The sequence below is a fragment of the Streptomyces sp. G5(2025) genome, from assembly GCF_049542075.1.
Taxonomy (GTDB): domain Bacteria; phylum Actinomycetota; class Actinomycetes; order Streptomycetales; family Streptomycetaceae; genus Streptomyces.
In genome coordinates, this window is the sequence record NZ_JBMUZT010000006.1 from 389,861 (window position 1) to 412,068 (window position 22,208).

Sequence of the window (22,208 nt, forward strand, 5' to 3'; positions counted from 1 at the left end):
CGGCTCGCGGGCGGCGGGGCGGCACAGCGGCTGCCGCCCCGCCCCGGGCCCCCGCTCAGCAGCCGCAGTCCTCCGCGTCGACGGGAGCGGTGAGCGCGTCCGGGGCGCGCCGCTCGCGGCCCTCCCAGGTCTCGAACTCGAAGCCCTCACGCGCCCAGTACTCGAAGCCTCCCAGCATCTCCTTCACCTGGTAGCCGAGTTGGGCGAGGGCGAAGGCGGCGCGGGTCGCGCCGTTGCAGCCGGGGCCCCAGCAGTAGGTGACGACCGGCACCGACTTGTCGAGGAGCGCCTCCGCCTGCTCGGGGATGAGCGCGGTGGGCAGGTGGATCGCGCCCGGTACATGGCCCTGGTCCCAGGAGGCGGTGGAACGGGTGTCGATCACGACGAACCCGGGGTCGCCTCCTTCGGCGAGCGCGGACGCCACGTCGGAGACGTCGGCATGGAAGGCGAGGCTCGCCCCGAAATACGCGACGGCCGCGGCCGGGGAGGCGGGCGGAGTCCGCAGCACTGGATTGAGAGCGGCGGCGGCCGATGCGTCGGAGGTGACGGAAGGGGCACTGAGCTGCACGTTCACGGCGTTCATGGCATTCACGGCGTTCATGGCGTTGGCGTTCATGGCGGAAAATCTATGGCCGACGACCGGAAGTCTGAAGCGCTGATCCCCGGCATCCCCCTTGATCGGCCGGGGATTTCCCTGTTACCTCTCGGTCATGACCGGTTATTCCACGGACGCCACCGACTGGCGTATCCTCCACGTCCTCCAACGCGAAGGCCGCGCCAGCTATGCCGAACTGGCGCGCGCCGTCTCGATGTCCCCGAGCGCCGTCACGGATCGGGTGCGGCGCCTGGAGGAGGCGGGTGTCATCCAGGGCTACGCTGCCGTGGTCGACCCGGAGCGGCTCGGCCTGCCCATTCTGGCCTTCGTGCGACTGCGCTACCCGACCGGCAACTACAAGCCGTTCCACGACCTGGTGGCGGCGACCCCGGAGATCCTGGAGGCGCATCACGTCACGGGCGACGACTGTTTCGTCATCAAGGTCGCCGCCCGCTCGATGCACCACCTCGAAGAGGTCTCGGGCCGGATCGGCGCCCTGGGTTCGGTGACGACGAGCGTCGTCTACTCCTCCCCCTGCCGCGACGGCCGCTGGGCCGCTGAGGGGCGGCCCAGCGGCCGCGGCGCCACTGTCACGGTTTGCGGGCGACCGCCCCGTACATGGCGATGGCCCGGTCGTCGATGCCGCTCTGCTCGGGGCCGGGCCGCCACTTGTGGACCTGGGTGACGCCGGGGTCCAGCAACTCCAAGCCCTCGAAGAAGGCCGTGGCGGTCGGCAGGTCGCGCAAGGCCATGCGCATGCCCTGTTGCGCGTACTCCTTCGCCACCCGGCCGACCTCCTCGGGGGCGAAGTCCGCGGTGCCGATCGTCAGCGCCAGGAAGCTGCCCGACGGCAGGGGTTCGAGCAGGCGCCGCACCAGGCGCAGGTCGTCCGGCGGCAGGATGAAATGCAGGATGCCGATGATCATCAGGCCGACCGGTTCGTCCAGATCGATCAGGGAGCGGAACTGGGGGCTCTCCAGGATGGCGTCCGGGTCGTGCATATCCGCGTCGACGTATGCGGTCGCTCCTTCCGGCGAGCTCTGCAGCAGCGCGCGAGCGTGGGCCAGAACGATCGGGTCGTTGTCGACATAGACCACGCGCGAATCGGGGGCCGCCCCCTGCACCACCTCGTGCAGATTGGGGGCCGTGGGCAGCCCGGTGCCGATGTCGAGGAACTGCCGGACGCCCTGCTCCTGAGCGAGGAAACGCCCGGCGCGGTGCATGAACCGCCTGTTCTCCAGCATGTGTACGGGCAGCGCGGGCCAGTGCCGGCACATGGCGTCCCCCGCCTCGACGTCGACGAGGTAATGGTCCTTGCCGCCCAGGATGTAGTCATACACCCGCGCCGAGTGGGCAGTTGAGGTATCGATCCGATCGCCTGCGCCACGCATGGGCCGCTCCGCTCTTCGCCGTTGACTCTGCGCCACAGACGCTACGCCATACCGATCCGCGGGCAGTCACACCCTCAACTCACCTCGTGAGCAGCGACGTCAGGCACGTGTGCCGCGTAGCCGCGCCGCGCCTGGTCAGCGGCTCCAGTACACAGCGACACCGCAGACAACTGTGCCCAACCCGGCTCCGGCGAGGACCTGGGGCGGGGTGTGTGCGCCCAGATGCAGACGGGACCAGGCGATCGCGGCCACCAACACGTAGAGCACGGCCCAGCGCACGTCCACCAGGAGGGCCAGGAGGGTGGTGCTGGCGGCGGCCGCGGTGGTGTGCAGGGAGATGTTGCCGGCACAGGTACTTGCCAGCACAAGAACGACCAGCAGCGGAGCGACGGTTCCAACCGTCAGCAGTGCGCGTGGCGCCCCCAGGTACCGGCAGGCCAGCCTGGCCGCCCCTTTAGGGCCTGTCCGGCGGATCTTGTGACTTGTTCGAGGCGGGTCGTCGTTGGCTTGGCCGTGGAGAGGGGAGCCAGTCTCCGGGCGCAGCTGAAAATCAGACGACAGTCGGGGCCCAGGCGCCCTAACGTCCGCAGGCATGGCACCTTCACTTGAACGTCCCCCCTTGCAGGCCGACGAGCGCACCGCGCTCATCGGCTGGCTGGATCTCCAACGGCAGATCTTGAGATGGAAGTGCGCTGGCCTGAGCGAGGCGGACGCGCACCGTTCCGTCATCCCGACCTCGCCGGTGATGACGATGGCCGGGCTCATCAGCCATATGCGGTGGGTCGAGCACACCTGGCTGGAGGTGCTGTTCCTCGGTGGCGACAAGACGCAGAACCCGTCCTTTGACGAGACGGACGAGGACGCCAGCTGGCGCACCGATGGCGTCCCGCTGAAGCAGCTGCTCGCGCAGTACGAGGCACAGTGCGCCCGAAGCAACGAGATCGTGGCAACGGCCTCCCTGGACGACGTCGGCCGACATCCCGACTACCGGTCCGGCAACGCCAACCTCCGCTGGATGCTCATCCACCTCGTCGAGGAGACCGGACGGCACGCGGGACACGCGGACATCGTGCGGGAGCTGCTCGACGGGGCGAAGGGGTACTACTAGGTCCTGTCCGATAGGTCCGGTGACTGACCAGCTTGGGGATCGTTCCGATCGGCATGGGGCGGGGTGACCTCTCGGATGAGGAGTGGGTTCGGCTGGAGCCGCACCTGCCGAAGAACGTTGGACGAGGCGGACGTTGGAAGAGCCATCGCAGAGTGATCAACGGAATCCTCTTCCGGCAGCGGACCGGCATTCCATGGAGGGACCTACCGCTCCGGTTCGGGAAGTGGAAGACGGTGCACGACAGGCATCGACGCTGGTCAGCGGACGGCACGTGGGACAGGGTTCTGCGGGCTGTCCAGGCTGACGCTGACGCGGAGGGCCGCATCGACTGGTCCATGGTGAGCGTGGACTCCACAGTGTGCCGCGCTCACCAACACGCGGCCGGAGCCCGTCGAACCGCCCCTCGCATTCCAGGACGCCGTCGGCGCCCTGTCTCGCACCGCGCCGACGAAGCTCTGGGACGCTCACGCGGTGGCTTCACATGCAAGATCCACCTGGCCAGTGAAGGCGGCCGACGGCCGCTCGCATTTGTGATCACACCGGGCCAGTGGGGCCATGCCCCGCAGCTGATCGAGGTCCTGGACCGCATCCGCGTCGCCCGGCCCGCCGGCGGACACCCCCGCACCCGCCCGGACTACCTGAGTGGCGACCGGGCGTACAGTTCACGCCGCAACCGCCGCTACCTGCGCAGACGTCAGATCAAGCACACCATCCCCGAGCCCAGGAACCAGCGGGCCAACCGTCAAGGCCGGGGCAGCAAGGGCGGTCGGCCCACCGGCTTCGACAGGACGGTCTACAAACGCCGTAACGAGGTCGAGCGAACGATCAATCGACTCAAGAACTTCAGGGCCGTGGCCACGAGGTACGACAAGCGGGCCTACGTCTTCCATGGCACCGTTACTGCCGCCGCAATCCGCCTATGGCTCTGCCCATAAGCGGATTGCGGGAACTCACAAGCAGTCGACGAATGGTCATGCGGCGAACGCGACCCTCCGCAGGAAGCGGGCCATGCCCTTGTCAGTCCTCAGGGCGAGGCCGCAGCGACGCAGAACTCGTTGCCCTCCGGGTCGGCCATCACGATGTGGTGCTCGTCGAACTCTCTGACGACGTTCCCGCCCGCCTTCACCAGGCGCTCGGCCTCCGCCTTGATCCGCGCCCAACGCTCATCGCAACGGCCATGTCCCGGCACCCGGACATCGATGTGAAGTCGGTTCTTCGCTGCTTTCGGTTCAGGGACCTTGAGAATGGAGAGCCGGGGGCCGACTCCGTCGGGATCGCACAGCCACGCGGCGTCGTCCACGGAGTCGTCATCCTGGAGGTTGAACTGCGCGAGCCACTCCTCGCGGGTACTGAAGGGAGCGGGCGGCGGCTCGTCCACATACCCCAGGGCCGTCTTCCAGAACTCGGCAAGGAGCTGCGCGTCTGTGCAATCAAGGGTCAGATCGATTCTGGCTGCCATGGCAGGACGGTACTGCGCACCTCTGACAGGGGGAGTCGCCCCAGCATCCGGCTGCGGCCTACACGCCATAACTCGTCGGACACCGTCTAGTGAGGTCGAGTTCGGTCCAGGGCAGGCCGGTTGCCTCACCTCGACGTGGTGCCCGGTACACCATGAGGTGCCACATGATGTACATGGGGTGATCGACGGCTGCGTCGAGGAACTCACCCGTCTGTTCTGGAGTCCAGACCATGACTGGACTGGGCTTCCGGCCGGTCTCGCGCCAGCGCGCCACTCGCTCGTCGGTCCACACCAGCGGTTGGGGGCGCTCGTATTTGGGGATGACGACGAGCTTGGCCCAGTTTTGCGTGACGAGCTTCTCGGTGACGGCATCGTTGAGAGCGGTGGTCAGGCAGTCGAGGTACTTCTTCCGGGAGGCGGGACCTGTGTCCTGGCGAGGCTTGGCGCGGGCTACTTTGAGAGCTGTACGGGCTTGGTGCCAGGCCTGACGCAGCTCGGGGGGCCGGGGCGTGGGGGCCTGGCTCCAGGCCAAGTGGGCGGCGTCGCATTCGGTTTTGGCTAGCGCTGCCGCTTCGCGGTTGGCCTTCTTGACCTCGTTGTATGCCCATATCTGTTGGAACATCTCTTGGATGTGGCGCTCGCGAAGATCGCGCGTGGGGAGGTGGCCGAGGGCGGGCTTGAAGACACGGTCGATGAAGTCACGGTAGTCGCCTCGGGTCTTGCGCTTGAGGTCGACGCGCTTGGCGTACCAGCGGTCGAGGTACGAGGCGACAGTCTCATTGCTGTCAATGTCGATGCCCCCCTGAGCTTCGTCCCACAGTTTCTGTGCTTCCTCCTTCGCCTGCTTCTGTGTGAGGAAGTCGCCTTTGCGCGGGCGGCGGCGTTTGCCGCCTGGACCGTCGGGGAGCTTGACGTAGTAGTACCAAGAGCCGTGGTCGCGTCTGTTCAGGAGGGGGCAGGCGGAGCCGAGTTCGCGAAATCTGGGCTCCCCACTCGCGTCGAGAACAGGCTGACCGTCACTATCCAGCTTGGGTTCGGTGCACTTGCATCGCTTGTAGGTGCTGCCATCGAACACGTTGGTATCCCCCTGATTGCGGCGGGTTGTTCCTTACGTGTCCTGATCTTGCTGTAGCGAAGGTGATGCCTCCTTGGGCGTCGCATGCTTCCTGCCAGGTGGCGCGGGGAAGAGGGATATGACCACCTTTGTCCTCGTCTGCGATTGAGCAGCGCCAGCGGTGTAGCGGGATGTCCGTGGAGGAAGTCCGATCGCTGCCGGCAGTAGTGAATGTCGTGACAGCTGCACGCGCCCTGGGGATCGGGGCGGACAAGGCGTACGACTTGATCAAGGCGGATGCGTTCCCGGCGAAGCTGATCCCCTTGGGGCGCACGCAGAAGGTGGCGACCGCTTCGCTGTGGGAGGCCTTGGGGGTGTCTTGACGGGGTGCGGCATGGGCTCGGTAGGGCCAGTCGGATCACGCCGCGACCGGGCCCGCGGTGCTGTCTTTTTCCGTGGGCGGCGGCGCTGCGACCAGTTCGGCTTCGTGGCGCCCGGGGCTGAAGGGAGTGGTGACGTGGCTCACTGATCGTCGCGGTTGCGGCGTTGTGACGTGCGTAAATGCCTCGCTTGTGGGGTGCCGTCGGTCTGGTGGCTCCATTGTCTACACAATGGAGCTATCGTGACCTATTACTGGGCTAAGGGGTCGCTATGGGCAGGCGATCCGCTCGTGATCGGACGGAGACGCATGGCACGGCTGACTGGCTACCTGAGTCGCCGCGGGGGGCTCCACCCCCAGGAGGCCTCAGGTCTGCGCAAGGCCGTTTCCCTCCTGTTCGACCAGCACAGCAGGGCTGAGGCGTGCCGGTGGATGAACGCCCAGGGGTATCGCACGGCGCTCGGCAACGAGTGGGCTCCGGAGGTCCTGACCCGCGTCCTGAGTCATCCCCGCATGGCGGGGCTGGGTGAGGACGGCGAGCCCATCGAAAACTTCGGCGAGACGGTACTGACGCCCGATGAGCGTCAGCGGCTCCTTGCCCTGTTTGCCGAGAAGGCGGGCCAGCAGGCCGAGCCCCGCGACGCCTTCGACTACTTGCTGAGCGAAGGCCGGTCGGAGTGCGGCCGGTGCGACTACAGCATGGTGGGCACACGCGTCACCAGCGGCGGCGATCCGGCCTACCGCTGCCCCCCGCCCCGGGAAGGTCAGGACTCGTGCGGGCGGGTTCGGATGAACGCCGACCGGCTCGAAGACTCCGTGGCCGAGGAAGTTCTCGCAGAGCTGCTGCGGCCGGGCGCCCGGGAGCGGGTGGCTGAGCTGCTGGCCGACTTGCGGGCGGAGGCCGAGCGCCTGAAGGCGCACATCGACGGGTCGCCGGAGCGGTTCGGGGAGCTGCGGGAGATGCGCAAGGTGCTGGTGCCGGCCGCCTACGAGGCTGCCGAGAAGGCGACCAAGCAGGACCTGCGTGAGGCGCGGAGCCGCCTGCGGTACCTGGAGCAGTTGATCGACGTACCCATTGAAGGTGTCGAGGACTTGGCCGCCTGGTGGAAGACGGCGCCGCGGGCCTGGCAGCGTGCGCTGGTCGGCGTCGTGATCGTCAAGGTGCGCGTCATGCCGGTGGGGCGTGGCAGGCACCGCGATCCCAGTGAGCGGATCCACATCGAGTGGCGTTAGGCGCCGCCCGTTGCGGGACGGTCAATGGCCGTGAGTCTGATGGCTTGTTGACCTGTGGCACGGGCCCCTGCTGCGGCATTTGCGAACCGCGGGGGTGCGCCGGGTGCTAGGTCTGCCCGTCTGCGGTGAGTGCGGCAGCAGCTTTGCCTCTGGGCTGGTTTGCCTCGACGGGGACACCTGTCCGTAAGATACGGGCGTTTTGAGGCTTTCGCCGATCATGTCCCACGGAACGGATGAACCACAGTGCCCTCCCCTGCCCTCCAGCAGCTGTCCGCCACCACGTGGGCGTGGATGAACGACCGGCCCGGCTGGGGCTACAGCAACAGCGGCGTGGTGGCCAGTGGCGGCCAAGGCCTTCCGATCGATACACAGTTCACGCTCGACTCCACACGTGACCTTCTGCGTTCCGTCGCCGCGACTCTGCCGGGCACCGAGATATCCACCGTCGTGAACTCCCAGGCCAACGGTGATCACACCGGGGCAATCAGCTCGTCACCGACGCGGAGATCATCACCTCCGGTCTCCAGCTTGCGGTACCAGCGATCCGGCGCCCACTGGCATGTCGGAGAGCCGTCACCACTCTGAGGTAAGCCGGCCGCGTGCCCTTACCAGCCTTCAACAGCGCGAGCGTGCCCGCAGCCTGAGACGGCGGCCTGACTCAGTGCCTGAGTAGCCATAGGGCTCGGTCCCACGACGCGAGGTGGTACACGACCAGCACACCGGCGAGTATCACGGCGTGAGCACGGAGCCCTGTCGCGTACAACGCCGCCGCACCACCGGAGAACACAGCCAGCTCCAGCAAGAACCGCAGCGGGCCAGGTGTCGCAATCACCGCCCCACCGGAGCGGGACGCATCGCCTGCTGTGGCGAACACTCCCCACAGCACAGCCACGGCCAGGGGAACAGCAACCACGGAGACGTACCGCAACAGACCGGACGCGGTACCCCATGCCCAGAGCCCGAAGGACGCCAGAGCTGCCAGCTCCAGCACGAATCTCACCCCGAGAGACACCGGGTGAAAGCCATACCCGGACCACATATGCACGACTCCTTCCGACGCAGCCCTCCATGATCACAGACAGCCGCACGGGAGATTCGGCCTCACCCGCCTGAAATGTCAGCGGTCGGGAGTGTGCCTCGACTCAGCCGCTCCCCCTGGCGGCCTTGAGGGCTTCGCGATCGAGGTCACTGCCGGGGGCTCCTCCGGAGTGGACACCCCCCTCACGAAGAGCAGAATTTAGTTACGTGGTGAGGGCAGGAAACCTCACCACCTACTCCAAGGAGCACCCCGTGCAGCGCGTCCTCAAGGTGAGCCAGGTCCACCGCAACCCGCGCCAGCCGCGCGAGTACCGCAACGAGGACGCGCTGAACGAGCTGGCCACGTCGATCGACAAGTACGGCCTGATGCAGGCCATCGAGGCGCGTCCCGACAACGAGCGCGGCGGCTACGAGATCGTCGCCGGTGAGCGCCGCTGGCGCGCGCACCAGATCCTCGGTCCACCAAGATGCGCCACGATCATCTCGGAGAAGAACGAACTCCAGCGGTTCAAGCGGTCCATGTCGGAGAACGTCACCCGGGAGGACATGACCCCGTTCGAGGAGGCCCACGGCTACCAGCGGATCCCCGACGAGGAAGAAGGCGCGACGATCGAGACCGTCGCCGCCGATTTCGCCAAGACCACCACGTACGTGAAGCTGCGCCTGGCCCTGCTCGACCTGCGTATCGAGAGTCAGGAACTGGTGCAGGACGGGAAGATCGGCACGCAGGCAGCGGTGCAGATCGCCGCGCTGAACCTCGCCGACCAGGGCTCCGTGCTGAGCAAGTTCGTACGCGGCGAGTTCGCTGCGGACAACGAGATCGTCCACTTCGCCTACGCGATGAAGCAGCAGCAGGACCAAGCCGTCCTCCTGGTCGTCGAGGAGATGACCGAGGAGCAGCGCACCGAACGCGCCGCCGCGCAGAAGAAGACCCGCAGCACGCTCGACACGATCGAGCAGGTCCGCGAACTCCTGGACGAGATCGCCAGGACGAAGCCCTTGAAGCTCGCGGAGACGCTGGAGACGCAGGTCGGTGCACGGCTGGACCAGCTGGACCGGGTCGCTGAGTGGCTGACCAAAGCGCGGTGGCAGCTCAAGCAGGCCAAGGCACACGCCGAAGCCCGCAAGCTGGTCAGCGTCAACCCGGAGGCGGAAGCGGACAGCTCCACCGAGGACAGCGTCGACCGCGAGCTGGCTGCCGCCTGACCACGACGCTCCGGGGACGGGCTCCCCTGCCCGCCCCCTCACACACGGCACGGCCGCATACCGCGCCTCTTCACCTCACACGCCGCACGAAAGGCTGCTTCGTCATGCGCTTCAGCGCACTCCTCATCCGCGCCCAGGCCGAGCTGCTCGGCGAAGACGTGGGCATTGATCGCCGCGCTAGCGGCCCAGGCCCTCAACCACGTACACGGAGCGGACATCGAACGCCTGGCGAAAGCTTTCACCTCCTCCAACGCCTTGGACGTCACCGCGATCCGCTACCTGAAGGACCTCGAGGACGGCTTGCCGCGAGGCGAAGCGGCGGGCCGAGCGGCGACCGCCCTCATGCACGACTGGGCAGACGCGGTCCTCAACGTCTCCAGCCGAGGGGATCGCGCGTGAGCACCGGCCAGAACTGGCGTGACATGTGGCGCCCCGACTTCGACCGCGACGCCCAGAACCTGCTGCCCGTGAAGGCGCCTGCACGCATTCCGGCCCGACCCGACGCCTACGGCACCGAAGCCCTCTTCGGCGAAGTCGCCCCGGACAGACGCCCCTCCCGCAAGCCCACCGTGAAGGCCGGTGACGTCGAGGGCCAAGACGAGCTGTTCTAACCCTCCAGACGGAGCCGACAGGGCCTTGGCCGCCTCAGTCGTACGTCAGCCCGCCCGCTCATAGGTAAGGACGGTCTTCGGGTGGTTGCCGATCTTGCGTAGGCGCAGCGGGCCGTCCGAGGACTTCACGTCGAAGGAGTACTTGGTCTCTTCCGGCGGGCAGTTGACGGTCCTGGTGCCCTGATCGAGCTTGAAGTTGCTCATGGACAGGTCGTGCTGGTCGATGCCGGAGACAGCGGCGCTGCCCTTGCATCGCGGGCCGGTGCGGGACTCGATGACCACGCGTGCGGATCTGCCCGGCTCGACCTGGTGGAGGGTCAGCTGCTGGCTGCCGTCCGTGGCTCGCCACCGGCCCACGAACCAGGGGTGGATGGGCTTGTACTTAGTGGCCACCCCGGCGAATCCGGAGCCTTTGCGCCAGGTCAGCGTGGTGGTTTCCAGCATGCTGGGATCGACGAAGTCCACTCGGGCGCCACCGTCGCGGATGCGGGCCTTCGGCCAGACGATGGTGTTCTTGGTCGGGTCGGTGGTCCAGGAGGAGAGGTCCCCGGTGGCGACGGCCGCGATCACCTCTTGCGGTTCTTCGCCGTCCCTGCAGTACGCGCCGAAGCCGGCCGCGAGCCACACGGTGTCCCGGTACGCCTTTGCCCTGATGCCGTGGCACGGTTTGGTGCCGGTGTCATAGACCGTCTTCCGGGCGGACCAGGCGTCGTCAGAGGCGTCGCGATGCTGTGCCTCCAGGCCGCGGCGAGTGAAGCGGAGGGACACCTGCCGGCCGTCGGACAGTTCGAGGACGGTGTGGTCGTCGTCGTCCTCGACGACCCGTGAATCAGGCTTGTCCTCGGGTTCGCGGTGGGACTTCGTGTGCTTCGCGCTGCTGCCGGACGGTCCCTTGTCCGATTGCTCGGCGCAGCCGCCGACGGCTGCGCCGAGCATCAGCACCGCTACCGCCCACGCCGCTGCGCTCTTCGTTCTCATGCCGTGTCAGCTCCCTGTACGCCGCGCCGCGATGCCCGGGCCGGTGGGTGGCACGAACTCGGCGATGCTAGTCGGTGGGCGGCCCGTCCCGCTCGGCCCCCGGCACGGTGCGGCCCCGGCGGTTCTGTCACTCGTCGAGGACGACGGCGACCGCACCCGGGCCCGGGCCGCCGCCTCCCGCGCCTCCAACTCCCCGACCAACGACCCCATCGGCGTCGCCTCCTCCACCCACACGGTAGAGACCCGACCACGCCGCCATCACCCTCAACCACGATCTCCCAGCTCAAACCATCGGGGCCGTCCCCGGAAGAGAGCTACACCCGTCGCAGTACCGAAGTGGACACCCCCCAAGAGAGTAGAATTATCACATCAGGAAGAGGGGCCTATCTGCCGGGCGGGGCCGGAACGAAAAGAGAAAGTATGTCACCATCGCACCCGTCGACGCCTTCCACGCGCTCGGCGTACTCGCACCCGAATGCGGGGAGTACGAAGGCTCCGGCATGGTCACTTACCCCCACGGCCCCTTCGAGCGGGCACGGGAATGCGGGTTGCGAAGCCCTCGCCAAGGGCCTGTACGTCATCCGCTCCACGGAGCTGGGGCGCATGCGCCTCGCCATCCCCCTGCCGGAAGGAGGCGTGCAGCACTTCGAGCACCCCATGGACGGCGGACCGGAGTGCTGGCGGGCCACCTTCGAGGACCGCGCATCAGGCTTCACGTTCGACGAACCCGTAACCGCCGAATGGGGCGTCGCCCTCGACCCTCTCGCTAACAGCGGCCGATAGGAGCACGTTATGACGCTCGACAAGAACACCATCGTCACCCCCGTCGCCCACAAGGCCAGGGACGAGCTGCGACCGTTCGGCCGCGTCGTCAGCTACGCCGAAGCAGTCCCCTTCGGTGAGCGGCTGAACATGGTCCTGTGGGACGGCATGCCAGGCGCACATCGCCGAGCGGTACGGGCGCCCGATCCACGAAATCCTCTGAGAGGAGACCCGGCGCCCGCTGCCCGAACTCCTCAAGGAACGCCACCGCCGCAGCCCGCGCCCAGTACCGGTGCATCACCGCGAACCGCAGCCCGGCCCGGACGCCGAAGCCCACCGTGCCGCCCTCCTTGCAGCAGGCACACCACGACGGCGGGCGCCGCGTGACCGAAGAACAGTTCCGGTGCCACGTCCCGAAGATCGCCGCCCTTCGCGGCTGGACGCTCACCTACCACGCGCACAACTCCCGCCGCAGTGACGCGGGGTGGCCCGATGAGGTCTACGGACACCCCAAGGCCAAGCGAACCATCTTCGCTGAATCCAAGTCGAACACCGGGCGGATACGTCCCGCTCAGCGCGACCGGCTCCAGCACCTCCAGGCGTGCGGCTTCGAGACTGCACTGTGGCGCCCCAAGGACCTTGATCACATCGTCGCTGTCCTCGCCCCTGACGGCCCCCGTGCCGAACTCCCCGACACCTTCTGGCCGAGGAAACCCCACACCGTGCACAACCGCTCCCAGCAGGCCAGCCAGATCCCGCCCATGCCCGGCGCCGGCTGGTGCGGCTCATGCGACAGCTGGTTCAACCCCATCACCAACACCTGCCGCGGCAACAACCGCTGACGTGAGCGAGGAGCCAGAGATGGAACCCCCGTCTCCGACACGAGACACACTCCCCGAACAGGCACTCACCGAGATCGCCCGCCTCGCCAACGCCCTGTGCGAGCACCTCACCGATGACCAGTGGCGTCTGTCGGCCCGCATCCGGCAGCTCGCCGAAGCCACCCTGCCCCACGCCGGAGAACACTGGTGCACGCCCGCTTCGCGCCGCTGCCCGACAAGCGGACCCACCACGCGACGTACGAGACCGCCGCCGCGCTCCGCGACCGCCCCGGCGAGTGGGCCCACGTCGACACGCACTCCAACAGCAACCGGGCCTTCAACCAGGCTCACCGCATTCGCACTGGGAAACTCGCCGCGTTCCGCCCCGCCGGCGCGTTCGAAGCCACCATCAGGACCGATGACGACGAGGCCATAGACGTCTACGCCCGCTACGTCGGAGCCGCTACGGCACCGTGATCACTTCCGCCGTTGTACAGGTACTTACCGATTACGGGCCCGGGACGCGGGAGCCGCAGAAGTCCAGCTCAACGGACGACACGGTTGCGGCGAGCCGTTTCCCCTCACTTGGCAACCTGGAGACGCCGCACCTCGAAGGCGTCCTTGCTTTCCCTCGGGCCGGGGTAGTAACGGGTGCGCTGGGCCTCCTCAGCGCGCGTCAGTTCCTGCAGACAGGGGTGGGGTCCTGCCCCTGTAGATACTGACCTTGTTCATCCTTGGTGAAGTCTCTTCGCAAGACCATGCAGATGGACCGGCTGATCGCGGTTGCATCACGGATGTTTACGTCCCACACCTGCACGGTGCCCTCGCTGCCGGTGGCGAGCCTCTTACCGTCCGCGCTGAACGCCACCGACCAAACCGAGTCGGTGTGACCTATGCGGGTGGCGAGGGATGCGCCGGATTCTACGTCCCATACCTGCACGGTGCCGTCGTGGCTTCCGACAGCGACCCTCTTACCGTTCGGACTGAACGCCACTGATGAAACCGAGTCGGTGTTGTCTTTGAAGGTGGCGAGGGATTCACCGGATTTCATATCCCACACCTGCGCGATGGTACTGTCACGGTCGGTGGCGATCTTCTTGCCGCCCGAACTGAACGCCATCGAAAACACCGAGCCGGTGTGGCTGTTGAAGGTGGCGAGGCGTTTTCTGGATCGCACGTCCCACGTTTGTGCGATGCCGTCGCTGCTGCCGGCGACGAGCCGATTGCCATCCGGGCTGAACGCCACCGCCAACACCCCGCGGGCGTCACGGTGTTTGAAGGCGGCAAGGCGCTTTTCGGTTTTCATGTCCCATACCTGCGCGGTGCCGTCTTCGCTGCCAGTGGCGAGCCTCGCACCATCCGGACTGAAAGCCACCGACAACACTTCTTGGGTGTGCCCTTTGAGGGAGGCGAGGCGTTGCCTGGATTGCACGTCCCATACTTGCACGATGCCGTCGCCAGTTCCGGTGACGAGTCTCTTACCATCCGGGCTGAACACTACCGAAGACACCCAGGTGGTGTGATCGTTGAAGGTGGCTAGGCGTTTTCGTGACTTAAGGTCCAACATCTGTACGCTGCCATCGTCGGTGTCGGTGGCAAGCCTCTTACCATCTGGACTGAAAGCCACCGACAACGCCATGTCGGTGGAACCTTTGAGGGTGGCGAGGCTCTGTTCGGATTTTACGTCCCACACCTGCGCGGTGCCGTCTTCGCTACCAGTGGCGAGCCTGGCACCATCCGGACTGAACCACACCGCCCGCGCTTCGGTGTGGCCTTTGAGGGTGGCGAGGCTCTGTTCGAATTTTACGTCCCACACCTGCGCGGTGCCGTCTTCGCTACCAGTGGCGAGCCTCTTACCATCCGGACTGAAAGCCACCGACAACACCGAGCTGGTGCGGCCTTCGAGAGTGGTGAGGCTTTTCCCGGCCTTTACGTCCCACACTCGTACGGTGTAGTCCTCGCTTCCTGTGGCGAGCCTCTTACCATCCGGACTGAAAGCCACCGACATCACCGGCGAAGTGTGACCTTTGAGACGGGTGAGAGCTGCTCCGGATTTCACGTCCCACATCTGCACGATGCCAACGCTGCCTGCGGTGGCGATCCTCTTGCCATCCGGACTGAAAGCCACCGACAACACGTCATCCGTGTACTCGGTCGTGAGGTTTTGTCCGGATTCCACGTCCCACACCCGTAAGCCGTGGTTACTGCCGACGGCGAGTCTCCTACCGTCCGGACTGAACGCCAGCGACACCACGCCATCGAGGGGACCTGTCCGGATCGTCCCACCGGAAAAGGCGACGAGGGACTTACCGGACTTTATGTCCCATACCTGTGCGGTGCCGTCGTGGCCTCCGGTGGCGAGCCTGTTGCCGTCCGGACTGAATGCCACTGACGGCAACGCGCCGTCGACGCCTGTAAAGGTGGCAAGGAGTTTCCCGGACTCTACGTCCCACACCCGTGCAGTGCCGTTGTAGTTGCCAGTGGCGAACTCCTTACCGTCCCGGCTGAACGCCAACACGGCCCCCTCGGCTTTGCAGCTGTGCATGAGAGGGGCTGCGGGGGCTGCGGAAAGGGCTGCGGCGGCCTCTGCGGTGGGGCTGGTCTTCCATGCCTTTACGGCGAGCAGGGAGGACAAGTCAGGGTCGCTCTCCGCGAAGGTAGCGGACAACGCGGCGAGTTGGCGGGACTGGGCGGTGCGTTGTGCGGCGGTGGCGGCGCGCTGTGCGGTCGTGGCGGTGTGTTGCTGGTAGAAGGCGATACCGGTGGCCACGAGGGCGAGAGCCAGGAGTGTGCCGAGGATGGTGTTGAGGCGTCGAGTGCGGCGCAAGGCCTTGTGTTGTTGTTGTCTGCTGTCGTGGAGGAGCTGGGTGATCTGGGGTGTGAGGGCGCGGTGGGCGGCCCACTCGTTGCCTTCGGCGAGCAGGGAGCCTTTCAGCAGGTCGTCGGGCAGGCCGCTGCGGGCGTGAAGGGCTTGCTGTTCGCGGGCGCGTTGCAGCCAGACCTGGAACTGGTGGTCCTGGGTGACCCAGTCGCGCAGGTCGGTCCAGTCACGCAGGAGGGTGTCGTGGATGAGTTCCGCGGTTGCCTCGCCGGGGACCTGTCGGCCTGGGTCTGGGTCCGGGTGTGCGGTGGTGTTGGTGGTGATGATGCGGTGGCCGGTCAGAGCGGCCAGTACGGCGTCGAAGGCACTGTCGGCGTTGGTGCCGGTGGGTTGGGGGTCAGCGGCCAGTCCTCGGAGTTGGGTGAGTGGGACGAGCTGACGGGTAGCGGGGGTGCCGTGTTTGGGGTCGGCGGGTCGTACCAGCGCGGTCAGGACACGTTGGGCGGTGGTGCGGTGGTCGGGGGGCAGCTGGCCGAGGGCCTGGTTGCACCAGGCAGTCATGCTGCCGGTGACTCCGCCGATCTTTTCGTAGGCGGTGTGGGTCAAGCGGCCGTCTTCTCTGCGTCGGCGTACCCACAGCTGGCGCAGGGCCAGTTCGAGTGCAGGGAGTAGGACGGCCGGCGCCTGCCGGGTCGTGGGGTCGGCCTCCAGGACGTCGTTGACGATCCGGTCCGCCAGCCCGGTTTCCCACGGCAGGCCCACGGTCTGGGCCGGCCGGGTGACGATGGCCTCCAGTTCCGGCCGGCCCAGGGTCCCGGGGATGTTGCACATACTCGGTGAGGCGGCGTCGATGAGGTCGGGGGCGAGTTCGCTCAAGGGCGCGTAAAAGTCGTTTCGCGTGATCAGCAGCAGGGTGACCGGCACAGCGGAGGCTGCCAGTGCCGTCAGCTCCTGGACTGCCCGTATCCGAACGTCGCCCCCGTGCCCGTCATCTTCCCTGGCTTCAGGGGCGGGCTGGGTGAGGAGTTCTTCGAACTGGTCGATGACCAGCAGCAGCCGGTCGCGTTCCGGCTCGGCTGCCAGTCGGGCCTCGGCCGCGCCCGCAAGTCCGCCGTCGGCGGCGCCGGGCAGGCCGCTCTCTTCCAACTGTGCCAGCAGGTCCCGGCCCGGGCGGGTCACCAGCGTCAGCCAGCGGTCGCTGCCCGTGACTGCCCCGTCGGCGAGGGCGGGCAGCACACCGGCGTTGACCAGGGACGACTTTCCCGCCCCTGAGGGACCAAGCAGCATCAGCAGCCGCCGGTTCCCGGCGAATGCGGCCAGTACCTTCTCCACCGCCCGCTCACGGCCGTGGAACCACTGCGCGTGTTCCGTCCCGAATGGCTCCAGCCCTCGATACGGGCACACCTGACGCTCGGCCAGCTGCGGCCACACCTCCCGCAGCACCTCCGCGGGGGTGGCGTAGGCGATGTCCAGGCCTTTGAGGTGGGTGTCGGGGGAGACAACCGCAGTGACCATGCCGACCACCAGTCCGGTCATCTCGTCCACCACCGGCGCCCCACTGAACCCGCTCGTCAGGCTGTTGGCTCCCGCCAGCTGCAACAGCGGTCCCGCCTCGCCCTGCCTGCCCAGCAGGTCCGCGGCCGTGCCGTAGCCGAAGTGTCCGCCGTCCAGGGCCTGGGCGGGAAACCCGAACGAGAACACCCGGTGCCCCCGGCACCCGGCCGCCACTCCCACCGGTAGCGCGCCCGCCCCCTGCGGCAGCCCCGTCAGGCGCAGCACGGCGACGTCCTGCTCCTCCGGCTCCCGCCACCCCTCCGTGAGTACCTGGCCCCACACTCGCGGCCTGCGCGGCAGCCCGGGGAAAGTGATCTCCACCCGTCCGCCCGTCGCCTGCCCGGCGGCTTGTACCACGTGTGCGCAGGTGAACGCGGTGTCAATGCCGACCAAGAAGCCCGCCCCCACAGGCCGGCCGTCCGCTCCGAGCACCTGGAAGACCGCCCCGAGCGTGTCCGCCTCGTCCACCAGAACGCCACGGCCCGGGACTCCTAAGCTGCCGTCCACACCTCACACCCCACCGGCGTCAGAAGCATCAGCAGGCACTGACCGGTCGGCTTCCCACACCACGCGGACCTTCAGGTGCACGGTCGCCTCACCCGTGGTGATGACCGCCCCGGCCTTCGCCGACAGGTTCACCCCGAACTCCACCTCCACCGACCGCGAGCCCGCCTCGCGCAGCGACTCCAAAACCGCCCGCGCCGTCTCCCGTACCGGGACAAGCGACTCCTGCAACGTCCGGGGCAGCTCACGCACCGCATCCCCCAGCCGTCCGACCTTCACGGGCCCAGCAGCTGACGAAACCTCCTGCCTCTGCTCCTCCAGCAGGATCGTCCCGCCTCCCTCCAACGGCATCCGCACGCACGCAATCATCAACTCGACCCCTCCAGAAGCATCTTGAACCTCAAGCATCCCAGCGGACACCGGTGCTCATCAAACAGGCTCCACACAAGCGCGGGGCTGAGCCGGGTGTCGGGATGGTGTCGGCAGTACCGCTCACACGGCGGGTCTTCGGGGGCGACGCTGGAGGTAGACCTCGGCCCAGCGACGCCCCGGACGCATCGCGATCCATCAGATGTCCTCAGTGCCGTCCTCCTCGTCCTCGGCGTCGGGCTCGGGCGGCGGTTCTGCCGGGGGCAGGACCGTAAGAGAGGCCCGCCGCCTCAGCGAGTTCTCGAAGTGGGGGCGCCTCGCCGTACTCGGCAACCCATTCACGCGCGCTGCGCACGATCTGGACCTGGCGCTCAGTGAGGCTCACGACCGCGCCTTCACGCGTGCGAGTTCCTTGAGCGCCACCCGGGCCGCTGGCGTTCCTGCTGAGGTTTCCCAGTAGGGGTGGGCTGCGATAAGCCGGGAGAGGTTCAGCAGTCGCCTCCGGTGCGCGGCCGTCCCATCCGCCGCTGCGTCAGCGAGCTGCCCGTACGTGGCGTACCAAGCCGTCTGGGCCTCCATGAGGTCCGAAGGGAAGTCCATGCGATCCATGAGCCGATTAGAGCGCATGTTCGAATTTTTCTGCAAGCGCCATAGCCGTCACATTCACCGGTCGCTGCCAGATTCCGAGCCGCCCGAAGGTGCGAACGGATCATCCCATCGCGCGGGTACCGGCGGTCGGCCTGAAGCTGGTGGCGTGGAGTACCCCCTCGCCGTTGCTCTCGCCGCGTCCGTGTCCAAGCTGCCAAGGGGCATCAGCTGGCGGCCCTCATCGAGGCCCACGGCGCCTCCTCCCGCGCTGCCGGGCCTTCGACGAGGGTGTCGGGAGATGCCATCCCGGCGTGACTGTTCAGTTGGTTGATCGCTTCCCGGCCATGAGGAAGATCCTTTTGACTGCCGTGATGGCTGCCTCCACCGCTGTCCTGCTCGTCCCGACTGCTGCGACCGCGGCCTCGGAGACCGCTCCCGCCGTCGCGCTCGCGCCTGCCGCGCCATGTGAGGGCAAGCAGGCATGGCCCGAGCTCGTCGGAATCGACGCGAACACCGCCGGCTACACCATCAGGAAGGAGAATCCTTCGGTCACCGTTCAGATCATCCTGGCAGGCTCGCCGGTGTCGCCTGGTTTCCGCTGCGACCGCGTCCGCGTCTTCGTCAACCCCCAGAACGTGGTTGTCGAGATGCCCCGCGTCGGGTAGTCAGCTCCTCGGGACCTCTTCCGCGTTCGGTAATGAGTCCGAGCGGTGCGGAAGAGGACTCGCTTCCCGGTGCGGGCTGAACAGCCCCGGGGGAACGTCCCCACCATCGGCGGCCTTTCCGGGATCGCAGGCTCGGGGCAGGTGTGGTTCATCGACGCCCGGGCGAGTCGCCCCGCGCCAAGATGATCAGTGGCTGAATACGGCCGTCCGGCGAGCCCTCTTTTGAATGAATGGGTCACAGCCCGCGCGAGAAGGACGGTGGCCTTGGGTAGAAACCGGGGCACAGAAACCAAGCCCGAAGGAGAATGTCATGTCCTTCCTAGCGCGTGCGGCAACGGCTACGGGAGCAGCTCTGCTTGCGGGGGGTAGCATCATCCTCCTCTCTCCGGCTCCGGCGTATGCCGGACAGGCCGAGTGCACCTCCTACTTCGAAAAGGCATCGCAGAACGCAAAGGACTGGGCCAAAAAAGTAAACCCGTGCAGCATGCCGGCGACCGACGAAGGCCGCAAAGTATGCAGGGGCGCGGCGAATCGAACCATCAGCGACCCCCGCCTGCTCACGGAGGTCAAGAACGGGTGCAACAAGCTGAAGAAGCCCTTGTTGGGGTTCTGAGTCACCCAGCGAAGAGGCAAGCGGCCCAAGGCCTGCCACGCGGGCGAATCGGCAGCCAGGGAAGCGAGGCCGCTCGGACGGCTTGTCGTGCTGCGGCCAGCCGCGCCGATCAGTCCGCCTGAGGCGGAGTCGTCGCGGAAGCTGATGGTGACCGCATGGTGGGCGATGTCGTCGGATGAAGTCATCCGCAGGGCCAGAGGTCCTTTAGTCAATGCACTCAACCATTGCGGCGGGGCGGGCCTCCCCAAAGGGGATAACGTTGGCATTTCTATGGGCAACGATCAAATTGTCAATAACGGAAACGACAACAACAACCAGGCTTTGCGGATACTGAGGGTTCGCAAGACATGGGTGAGCGGTCCCATGGAGAGCGGAAACTCATCTTGCTGGCGATTCAGCCCGGCCTAGGGGCTTTCCTGCCCTCAATGTCCGCCGTCTTAAGTTTGCAGATGGGCTCTGACCGCGCCCAGCACCGGAGCCCGCTGTGGTCGTCTCCGCCTCGTTAGGCTGCCGCCGTGACCGAGCCCTCCTCGCTGCCCGGCGACCCTTCCGAGCTGCGCCTACCCATCTCCTACGACGACGCGCTTGCCGATACCCCGCAGACCGACACGCTGGAGCGGTGGGACGTGACGATCCTCCACCGCCGACGCACCCACGACGACGCAGCCGATCCGGCCGCGTCCAGCACCTGCGTCGGCGAAGGCTGCCCCCTGTGCATCGTGGAGGATGCCGCTGTCGGGACGATGACCTTCTACCGTGTCCATCTCGACCGTGGGCGGAATGCCGTCTGGGCCATGGAGGAGGAATCCGAGGAGCTGCACGCGACCGCGCAGGTTCTCCTTTTGATGCACAGACCGGGTCGTTCACCAGTGAGGTCAGTGAACCGCTGGACTACGTCGGTTCGGCCCTGCTCGTCATGGACCGGGTGACCTTGGACCCGCACGGGGTCACGGCCTGGCCTCCGTACTCGCCAGCGAGGCAATTCACCGCCTCATGGCCGGGTGCCGGGCGGTCGCCTGCTCGCCCGGTATCACCGACCTGGGCGGCCAGCGGCCAATGGACCGGTCCGAGTGGGGCCGGGTGGCCGCCAAGATCACCCGGGGATGGGAGCGCATCGGGTTCCGTCTGTACCGCGACGGCGTCTATCTTGGCGACCAGTCGGGACAGGACCGGCCGGGCTGGGTGACCAACAACGGCACCGTCGACGCCTACCCGGTGATCACCGTGCACGGACCGTGTGCGAACCCGGTGATCACTCATGTGGAGACGGGGCGGCGTATCGATCTGGGGATCACCGTGCCGGCGGGCGAGTACGTGCGGGTCGATACCCGGCCCGGGCGCCGCACGGTGACGCGGCAGGACGGCGGCACCGTCGCGACCACCTCGCCGCTGGGCAGCTTCCGGCTGCCGAAGGGCCGCAGCGAAGTGCGCTGGACCGCCTCCGATCCCACTGCGCCCGCCCGCTTGACGGTGGTGTGGCGTGACGTGTTCAAGACCCTCGTGAACCCGAAGGAAAACTTCGTTCAATGACGCTCGCCCAGGCCCCGCTACTGGTGAACGGCGCTACCCACAGTGCGCAGACGTTCCGGCAGATGATTAAGGATCTGTCGCACGGATCGGAGGGGGTGACCGAGGCCGCCGACCTCAAGGTGGCGCCGCTGCCTGTCCCGGGCGGCGGCGTGCAGATCGCGGACGGCTCTGCGGTGATCCGCGGGAAGGCGTCGGCGTGGCAGGGTTCGTACACGGCGTACAACATCGGCACGGCGACGGTGGATATTGCGCCACCGGGTGCTGCGCCGCGTTCGGATCTGGTCGTGCTGCGGGTGCAGGACCCCGAGTTTGAGGGCGGGCTCGATCCGGCGAAGGACGCGGTGAACTTCTTCGACGTGATCCCTAACGTGTCCTCCACTGCCTCTGTGGTGCCCAAGGGGGTGACGGGGGTGCCACTGGCCCGTGTCGATCTGCCCGCGAGCACGGGGACGGTCACCGCGGGGATGATCCGTGATCTGCGGCGGGTGGCGAACCCGCGCAGGGAACGCACCCTCTACACGGCGTATCCGACGAAGATGAGCAAGGCGTGGAAGGACGACGACAAGTGGCATGACTGGCCGCCCGAGGCGCGCTGGCAGATACCGGTGCCGGCGTGGGCGACGAAGATGATCGTCACCATCACGGTGGCGGGTCTGCGGATGGACTTCGACTCGCTGTACGGGAAGCTCCAGCTCGTGTTCGGCACGGTTCACGGCCAGGACACGGTCGTCGACAACAACCAGGGCCAGGTCGTACGTCGGCAGACGACGGTGGTCGCGGACACCCTGACGCTGCCCGCCTCCTACCGGGGCACCACGCAGGTGCTGTACATGCAGGCCAAGATGGCGAAGGACTGGAAGGGCGACCTGAGTGTCGACGGCGGGACGTCGATCATCGCCGATGTCGAGTTCACCGAAGGACCGGTGTAA

At 67.1% G+C, this 22,208-nt stretch carries 24 protein-coding genes and 1 pseudogene; 15 read left to right on the top strand and 10 right to left on the bottom strand.

The genetic code is table 11. The features are described 5' to 3' along the window. Positions 1-55: 55 nt before the first annotated feature. Positions 56-583 (bottom strand): rhodanese-like domain-containing protein, encoded by a 528-nt coding sequence (locus ACOBQB_RS12520; protein WP_423598440.1) that lies wholly within the window; start codon positions 581-583, stop codon positions 56-58. 127 nt (positions 584-710) lie between these two features. Here ACOBQB_RS12520 and ACOBQB_RS12525 point away from each other — a divergent pair. Beyond that, positions 711-1,156 (top strand): annotated as a pseudogene (locus ACOBQB_RS12525) (Lrp/AsnC family transcriptional regulator). 29 nt (positions 1,157-1,185) lie between these two features. Here the strand turns inward: ACOBQB_RS12525 and ACOBQB_RS12530 are convergent. Together ACOBQB_RS12530 and ACOBQB_RS12535 are read right to left on the bottom strand one after the other, a co-directional pair. Then, entirely contained in the window at positions 1,186-1,986 is an 801-nt protein-coding gene (locus ACOBQB_RS12530; protein ID WP_423591437.1) for an SAM-dependent methyltransferase, read from the bottom strand. Between the two features lie 135 nt (positions 1,987-2,121). Then, positions 2,122-2,352: a phosphatase PAP2 family protein gene (locus tag ACOBQB_RS12535; RefSeq protein WP_423591439.1), complete on the bottom strand. Its 231-nt coding sequence runs from the start codon at positions 2,350-2,352 to the stop codon at positions 2,122-2,124. Positions 2,353-2,578: 226 nt separating this feature from the next. On the opposite strand from ACOBQB_RS12535, the gene ACOBQB_RS12540 reads away from it, so the two are divergent. Then, entirely contained in the window at positions 2,579-3,094 is a 516-nt protein-coding gene (locus ACOBQB_RS12540) for a DinB family protein (RefSeq protein WP_423591441.1), read from the top strand. A gap of 53 nt (positions 3,095-3,147) precedes the next feature. Next, positions 3,148-4,029: an IS5 family transposase gene (locus ACOBQB_RS12545; protein WP_423598442.1), complete on the top strand. Its 882-nt coding sequence runs from the start codon at positions 3,148-3,150 to the stop codon at positions 4,027-4,029. Between the two features lie 89 nt (positions 4,030-4,118). Here the strand turns inward: ACOBQB_RS12545 and ACOBQB_RS12550 are convergent, their stop codons facing one another. After that, a complete protein-coding gene (locus tag ACOBQB_RS12550; RefSeq protein ID WP_423591443.1) occupies positions 4,119-4,553 on the bottom strand; it encodes a VOC family protein in 435 nt (144 codons plus the stop codon). A 58-nt stretch (positions 4,554-4,611) separates the two neighbouring features. Then, entirely contained in the window at positions 4,612-5,628 is a 1,017-nt protein-coding gene (locus tag ACOBQB_RS12555; protein WP_423591444.1) for a hypothetical protein, read from the bottom strand. A 215-nt stretch (positions 5,629-5,843) separates the two neighbouring features. On the opposite strand from ACOBQB_RS12555, the gene ACOBQB_RS12560 reads away from it, so the two are divergent. After that, positions 5,844-5,990: a DNA-binding protein gene (locus ACOBQB_RS12560; RefSeq protein WP_423591446.1), complete on the top strand. Its 147-nt coding sequence runs from the start codon at positions 5,844-5,846 to the stop codon at positions 5,988-5,990. Between the two features lie 239 nt (positions 5,991-6,229). Next, positions 6,230-7,219 carry a recombinase zinc beta ribbon domain-containing protein gene (locus ACOBQB_RS12565; RefSeq protein WP_423591448.1) on the top strand — a complete coding sequence of 330 codons (990 nt, stop codon included), beginning with the start codon at positions 6,230-6,232 and terminating at the stop codon, positions 7,217-7,219. Positions 7,220-7,877: 658 nt separating this feature from the next. On the opposite strand, the gene ACOBQB_RS12570 is transcribed toward ACOBQB_RS12565, so the two are convergent. Further along, entirely contained in the window at positions 7,878-8,210 is a 333-nt protein-coding gene (locus ACOBQB_RS12570) for a DUF2568 domain-containing protein (RefSeq protein ID WP_423591449.1), read from the bottom strand. 254 nt (positions 8,211-8,464) lie between these two features. On the opposite strand from ACOBQB_RS12570, the gene ACOBQB_RS12575 reads away from it, so the two are divergent. From ACOBQB_RS12575 to ACOBQB_RS12585, 3 genes are all read left to right on the top strand, one after another. Then, entirely contained in the window at positions 8,465-9,463 is a 999-nt protein-coding gene (locus ACOBQB_RS12575) for a ParB/RepB/Spo0J family partition protein (protein ID WP_423591451.1), read from the top strand. 165 nt (positions 9,464-9,628) lie between these two features. After that, positions 9,629-9,862: a hypothetical protein gene (locus ACOBQB_RS12580; RefSeq protein WP_423591453.1), complete on the top strand. Its 234-nt coding sequence runs from the start codon at positions 9,629-9,631 to the stop codon at positions 9,860-9,862. After that, positions 9,859-10,074: a hypothetical protein gene (locus tag ACOBQB_RS12585; RefSeq protein ID WP_423591455.1), complete on the top strand. Its 216-nt coding sequence runs from the start codon at positions 9,859-9,861 to the stop codon at positions 10,072-10,074. The genes ACOBQB_RS12580 and ACOBQB_RS12585 overlap by 4 nt, the downstream gene beginning before the upstream one ends. A gap of 45 nt (positions 10,075-10,119) precedes the next feature. Here ACOBQB_RS12585 and ACOBQB_RS12590 read toward each other — a convergent pair whose 3' ends face one another. Continuing rightward, complete coding sequence (locus ACOBQB_RS12590; RefSeq protein ID WP_423591457.1) at positions 10,120-11,052, bottom strand: hypothetical protein; 933 nt, start codon at positions 11,050-11,052, stop codon at positions 10,120-10,122. 603 nt (positions 11,053-11,655) lie between these two features. Between ACOBQB_RS12590 and ACOBQB_RS12595 the strand changes: the two genes are divergently transcribed. From ACOBQB_RS12595 to ACOBQB_RS12605, 3 genes are all read left to right on the top strand, one after another. Next, positions 11,656-11,835: a hypothetical protein gene (locus ACOBQB_RS12595; protein ID WP_423591458.1), complete on the top strand. Its 180-nt coding sequence runs from the start codon at positions 11,656-11,658 to the stop codon at positions 11,833-11,835. Between the two features lie 362 nt (positions 11,836-12,197). Further along, complete coding sequence (locus tag ACOBQB_RS12600; protein WP_423591460.1) at positions 12,198-12,656, top strand: hypothetical protein; 459 nt, start codon at positions 12,198-12,200, stop codon at positions 12,654-12,656. Positions 12,657-12,842: 186 nt separating this feature from the next. After that, entirely contained in the window at positions 12,843-13,112 is a 270-nt protein-coding gene (locus ACOBQB_RS12605; RefSeq protein ID WP_423591461.1) for a hypothetical protein, read from the top strand. 199 nt (positions 13,113-13,311) lie between these two features. Here the strand turns inward: ACOBQB_RS12605 and ACOBQB_RS12610 are convergent, their stop codons facing one another. Together ACOBQB_RS12610 and ACOBQB_RS12615 are read right to left on the bottom strand one after the other, a co-directional pair. Beyond that, positions 13,312-17,478 (bottom strand): trypsin-like peptidase domain-containing protein, encoded by a 4,167-nt coding sequence (locus ACOBQB_RS12610; protein WP_423591462.1) that lies wholly within the window; start codon positions 17,476-17,478, stop codon positions 13,312-13,314. A 42-nt stretch (positions 17,479-17,520) separates the two neighbouring features. Next, positions 17,521-17,922 carry a CU044_2847 family protein gene (locus ACOBQB_RS12615; protein WP_423598444.1) on the bottom strand — a complete coding sequence of 134 codons (402 nt, stop codon included), beginning with the start codon at positions 17,920-17,922 and terminating at the stop codon, positions 17,521-17,523. A gap of 860 nt (positions 17,923-18,782) precedes the next feature. Here ACOBQB_RS12615 and ACOBQB_RS12620 point away from each other — a divergent pair. Then, a complete protein-coding gene (locus tag ACOBQB_RS12620; RefSeq protein WP_423591464.1) occupies positions 18,783-19,136 on the top strand; it encodes a serine protease inhibitor in 354 nt (117 codons plus the stop codon). Positions 19,137-19,559: 423 nt separating this feature from the next. Here ACOBQB_RS12620 and ACOBQB_RS12625 read toward each other — a convergent pair whose 3' ends face one another. Continuing rightward, complete coding sequence (locus ACOBQB_RS12625) at positions 19,560-19,934, bottom strand: hypothetical protein (RefSeq protein ID WP_423591466.1); 375 nt, start codon at positions 19,932-19,934, stop codon at positions 19,560-19,562. Positions 19,935-20,264: 330 nt separating this feature from the next. On the opposite strand from ACOBQB_RS12625, the gene ACOBQB_RS12630 reads away from it, so the two are divergent. The 3 genes from ACOBQB_RS12630 to ACOBQB_RS12640 all read left to right on the top strand — a co-directional run bounded on the left by ACOBQB_RS12630 (position 20,265) and on the right by ACOBQB_RS12640 (position 22,208). Next, the gene (locus ACOBQB_RS12630) at positions 20,265-20,678 is read left to right on the top strand and encodes a hypothetical protein (RefSeq protein ID WP_423591468.1); all 414 of its coding nucleotides are present in this window, start codon (positions 20,265-20,267) and stop codon (positions 20,676-20,678) included. Positions 20,679-20,829: 151 nt separating this feature from the next. Next, complete coding sequence (locus tag ACOBQB_RS12635; RefSeq protein ID WP_423591470.1) at positions 20,830-21,279, top strand: hypothetical protein; 450 nt, start codon at positions 20,830-20,832, stop codon at positions 21,277-21,279. Beyond that, positions 21,276-22,208, top strand: coding sequence for a hypothetical protein (locus tag ACOBQB_RS12640; protein ID WP_423591472.1), 933 nt, complete (start codon positions 21,276-21,278; stop codon positions 22,206-22,208). The genes ACOBQB_RS12635 and ACOBQB_RS12640 overlap by 4 nt, the downstream gene beginning before the upstream one ends.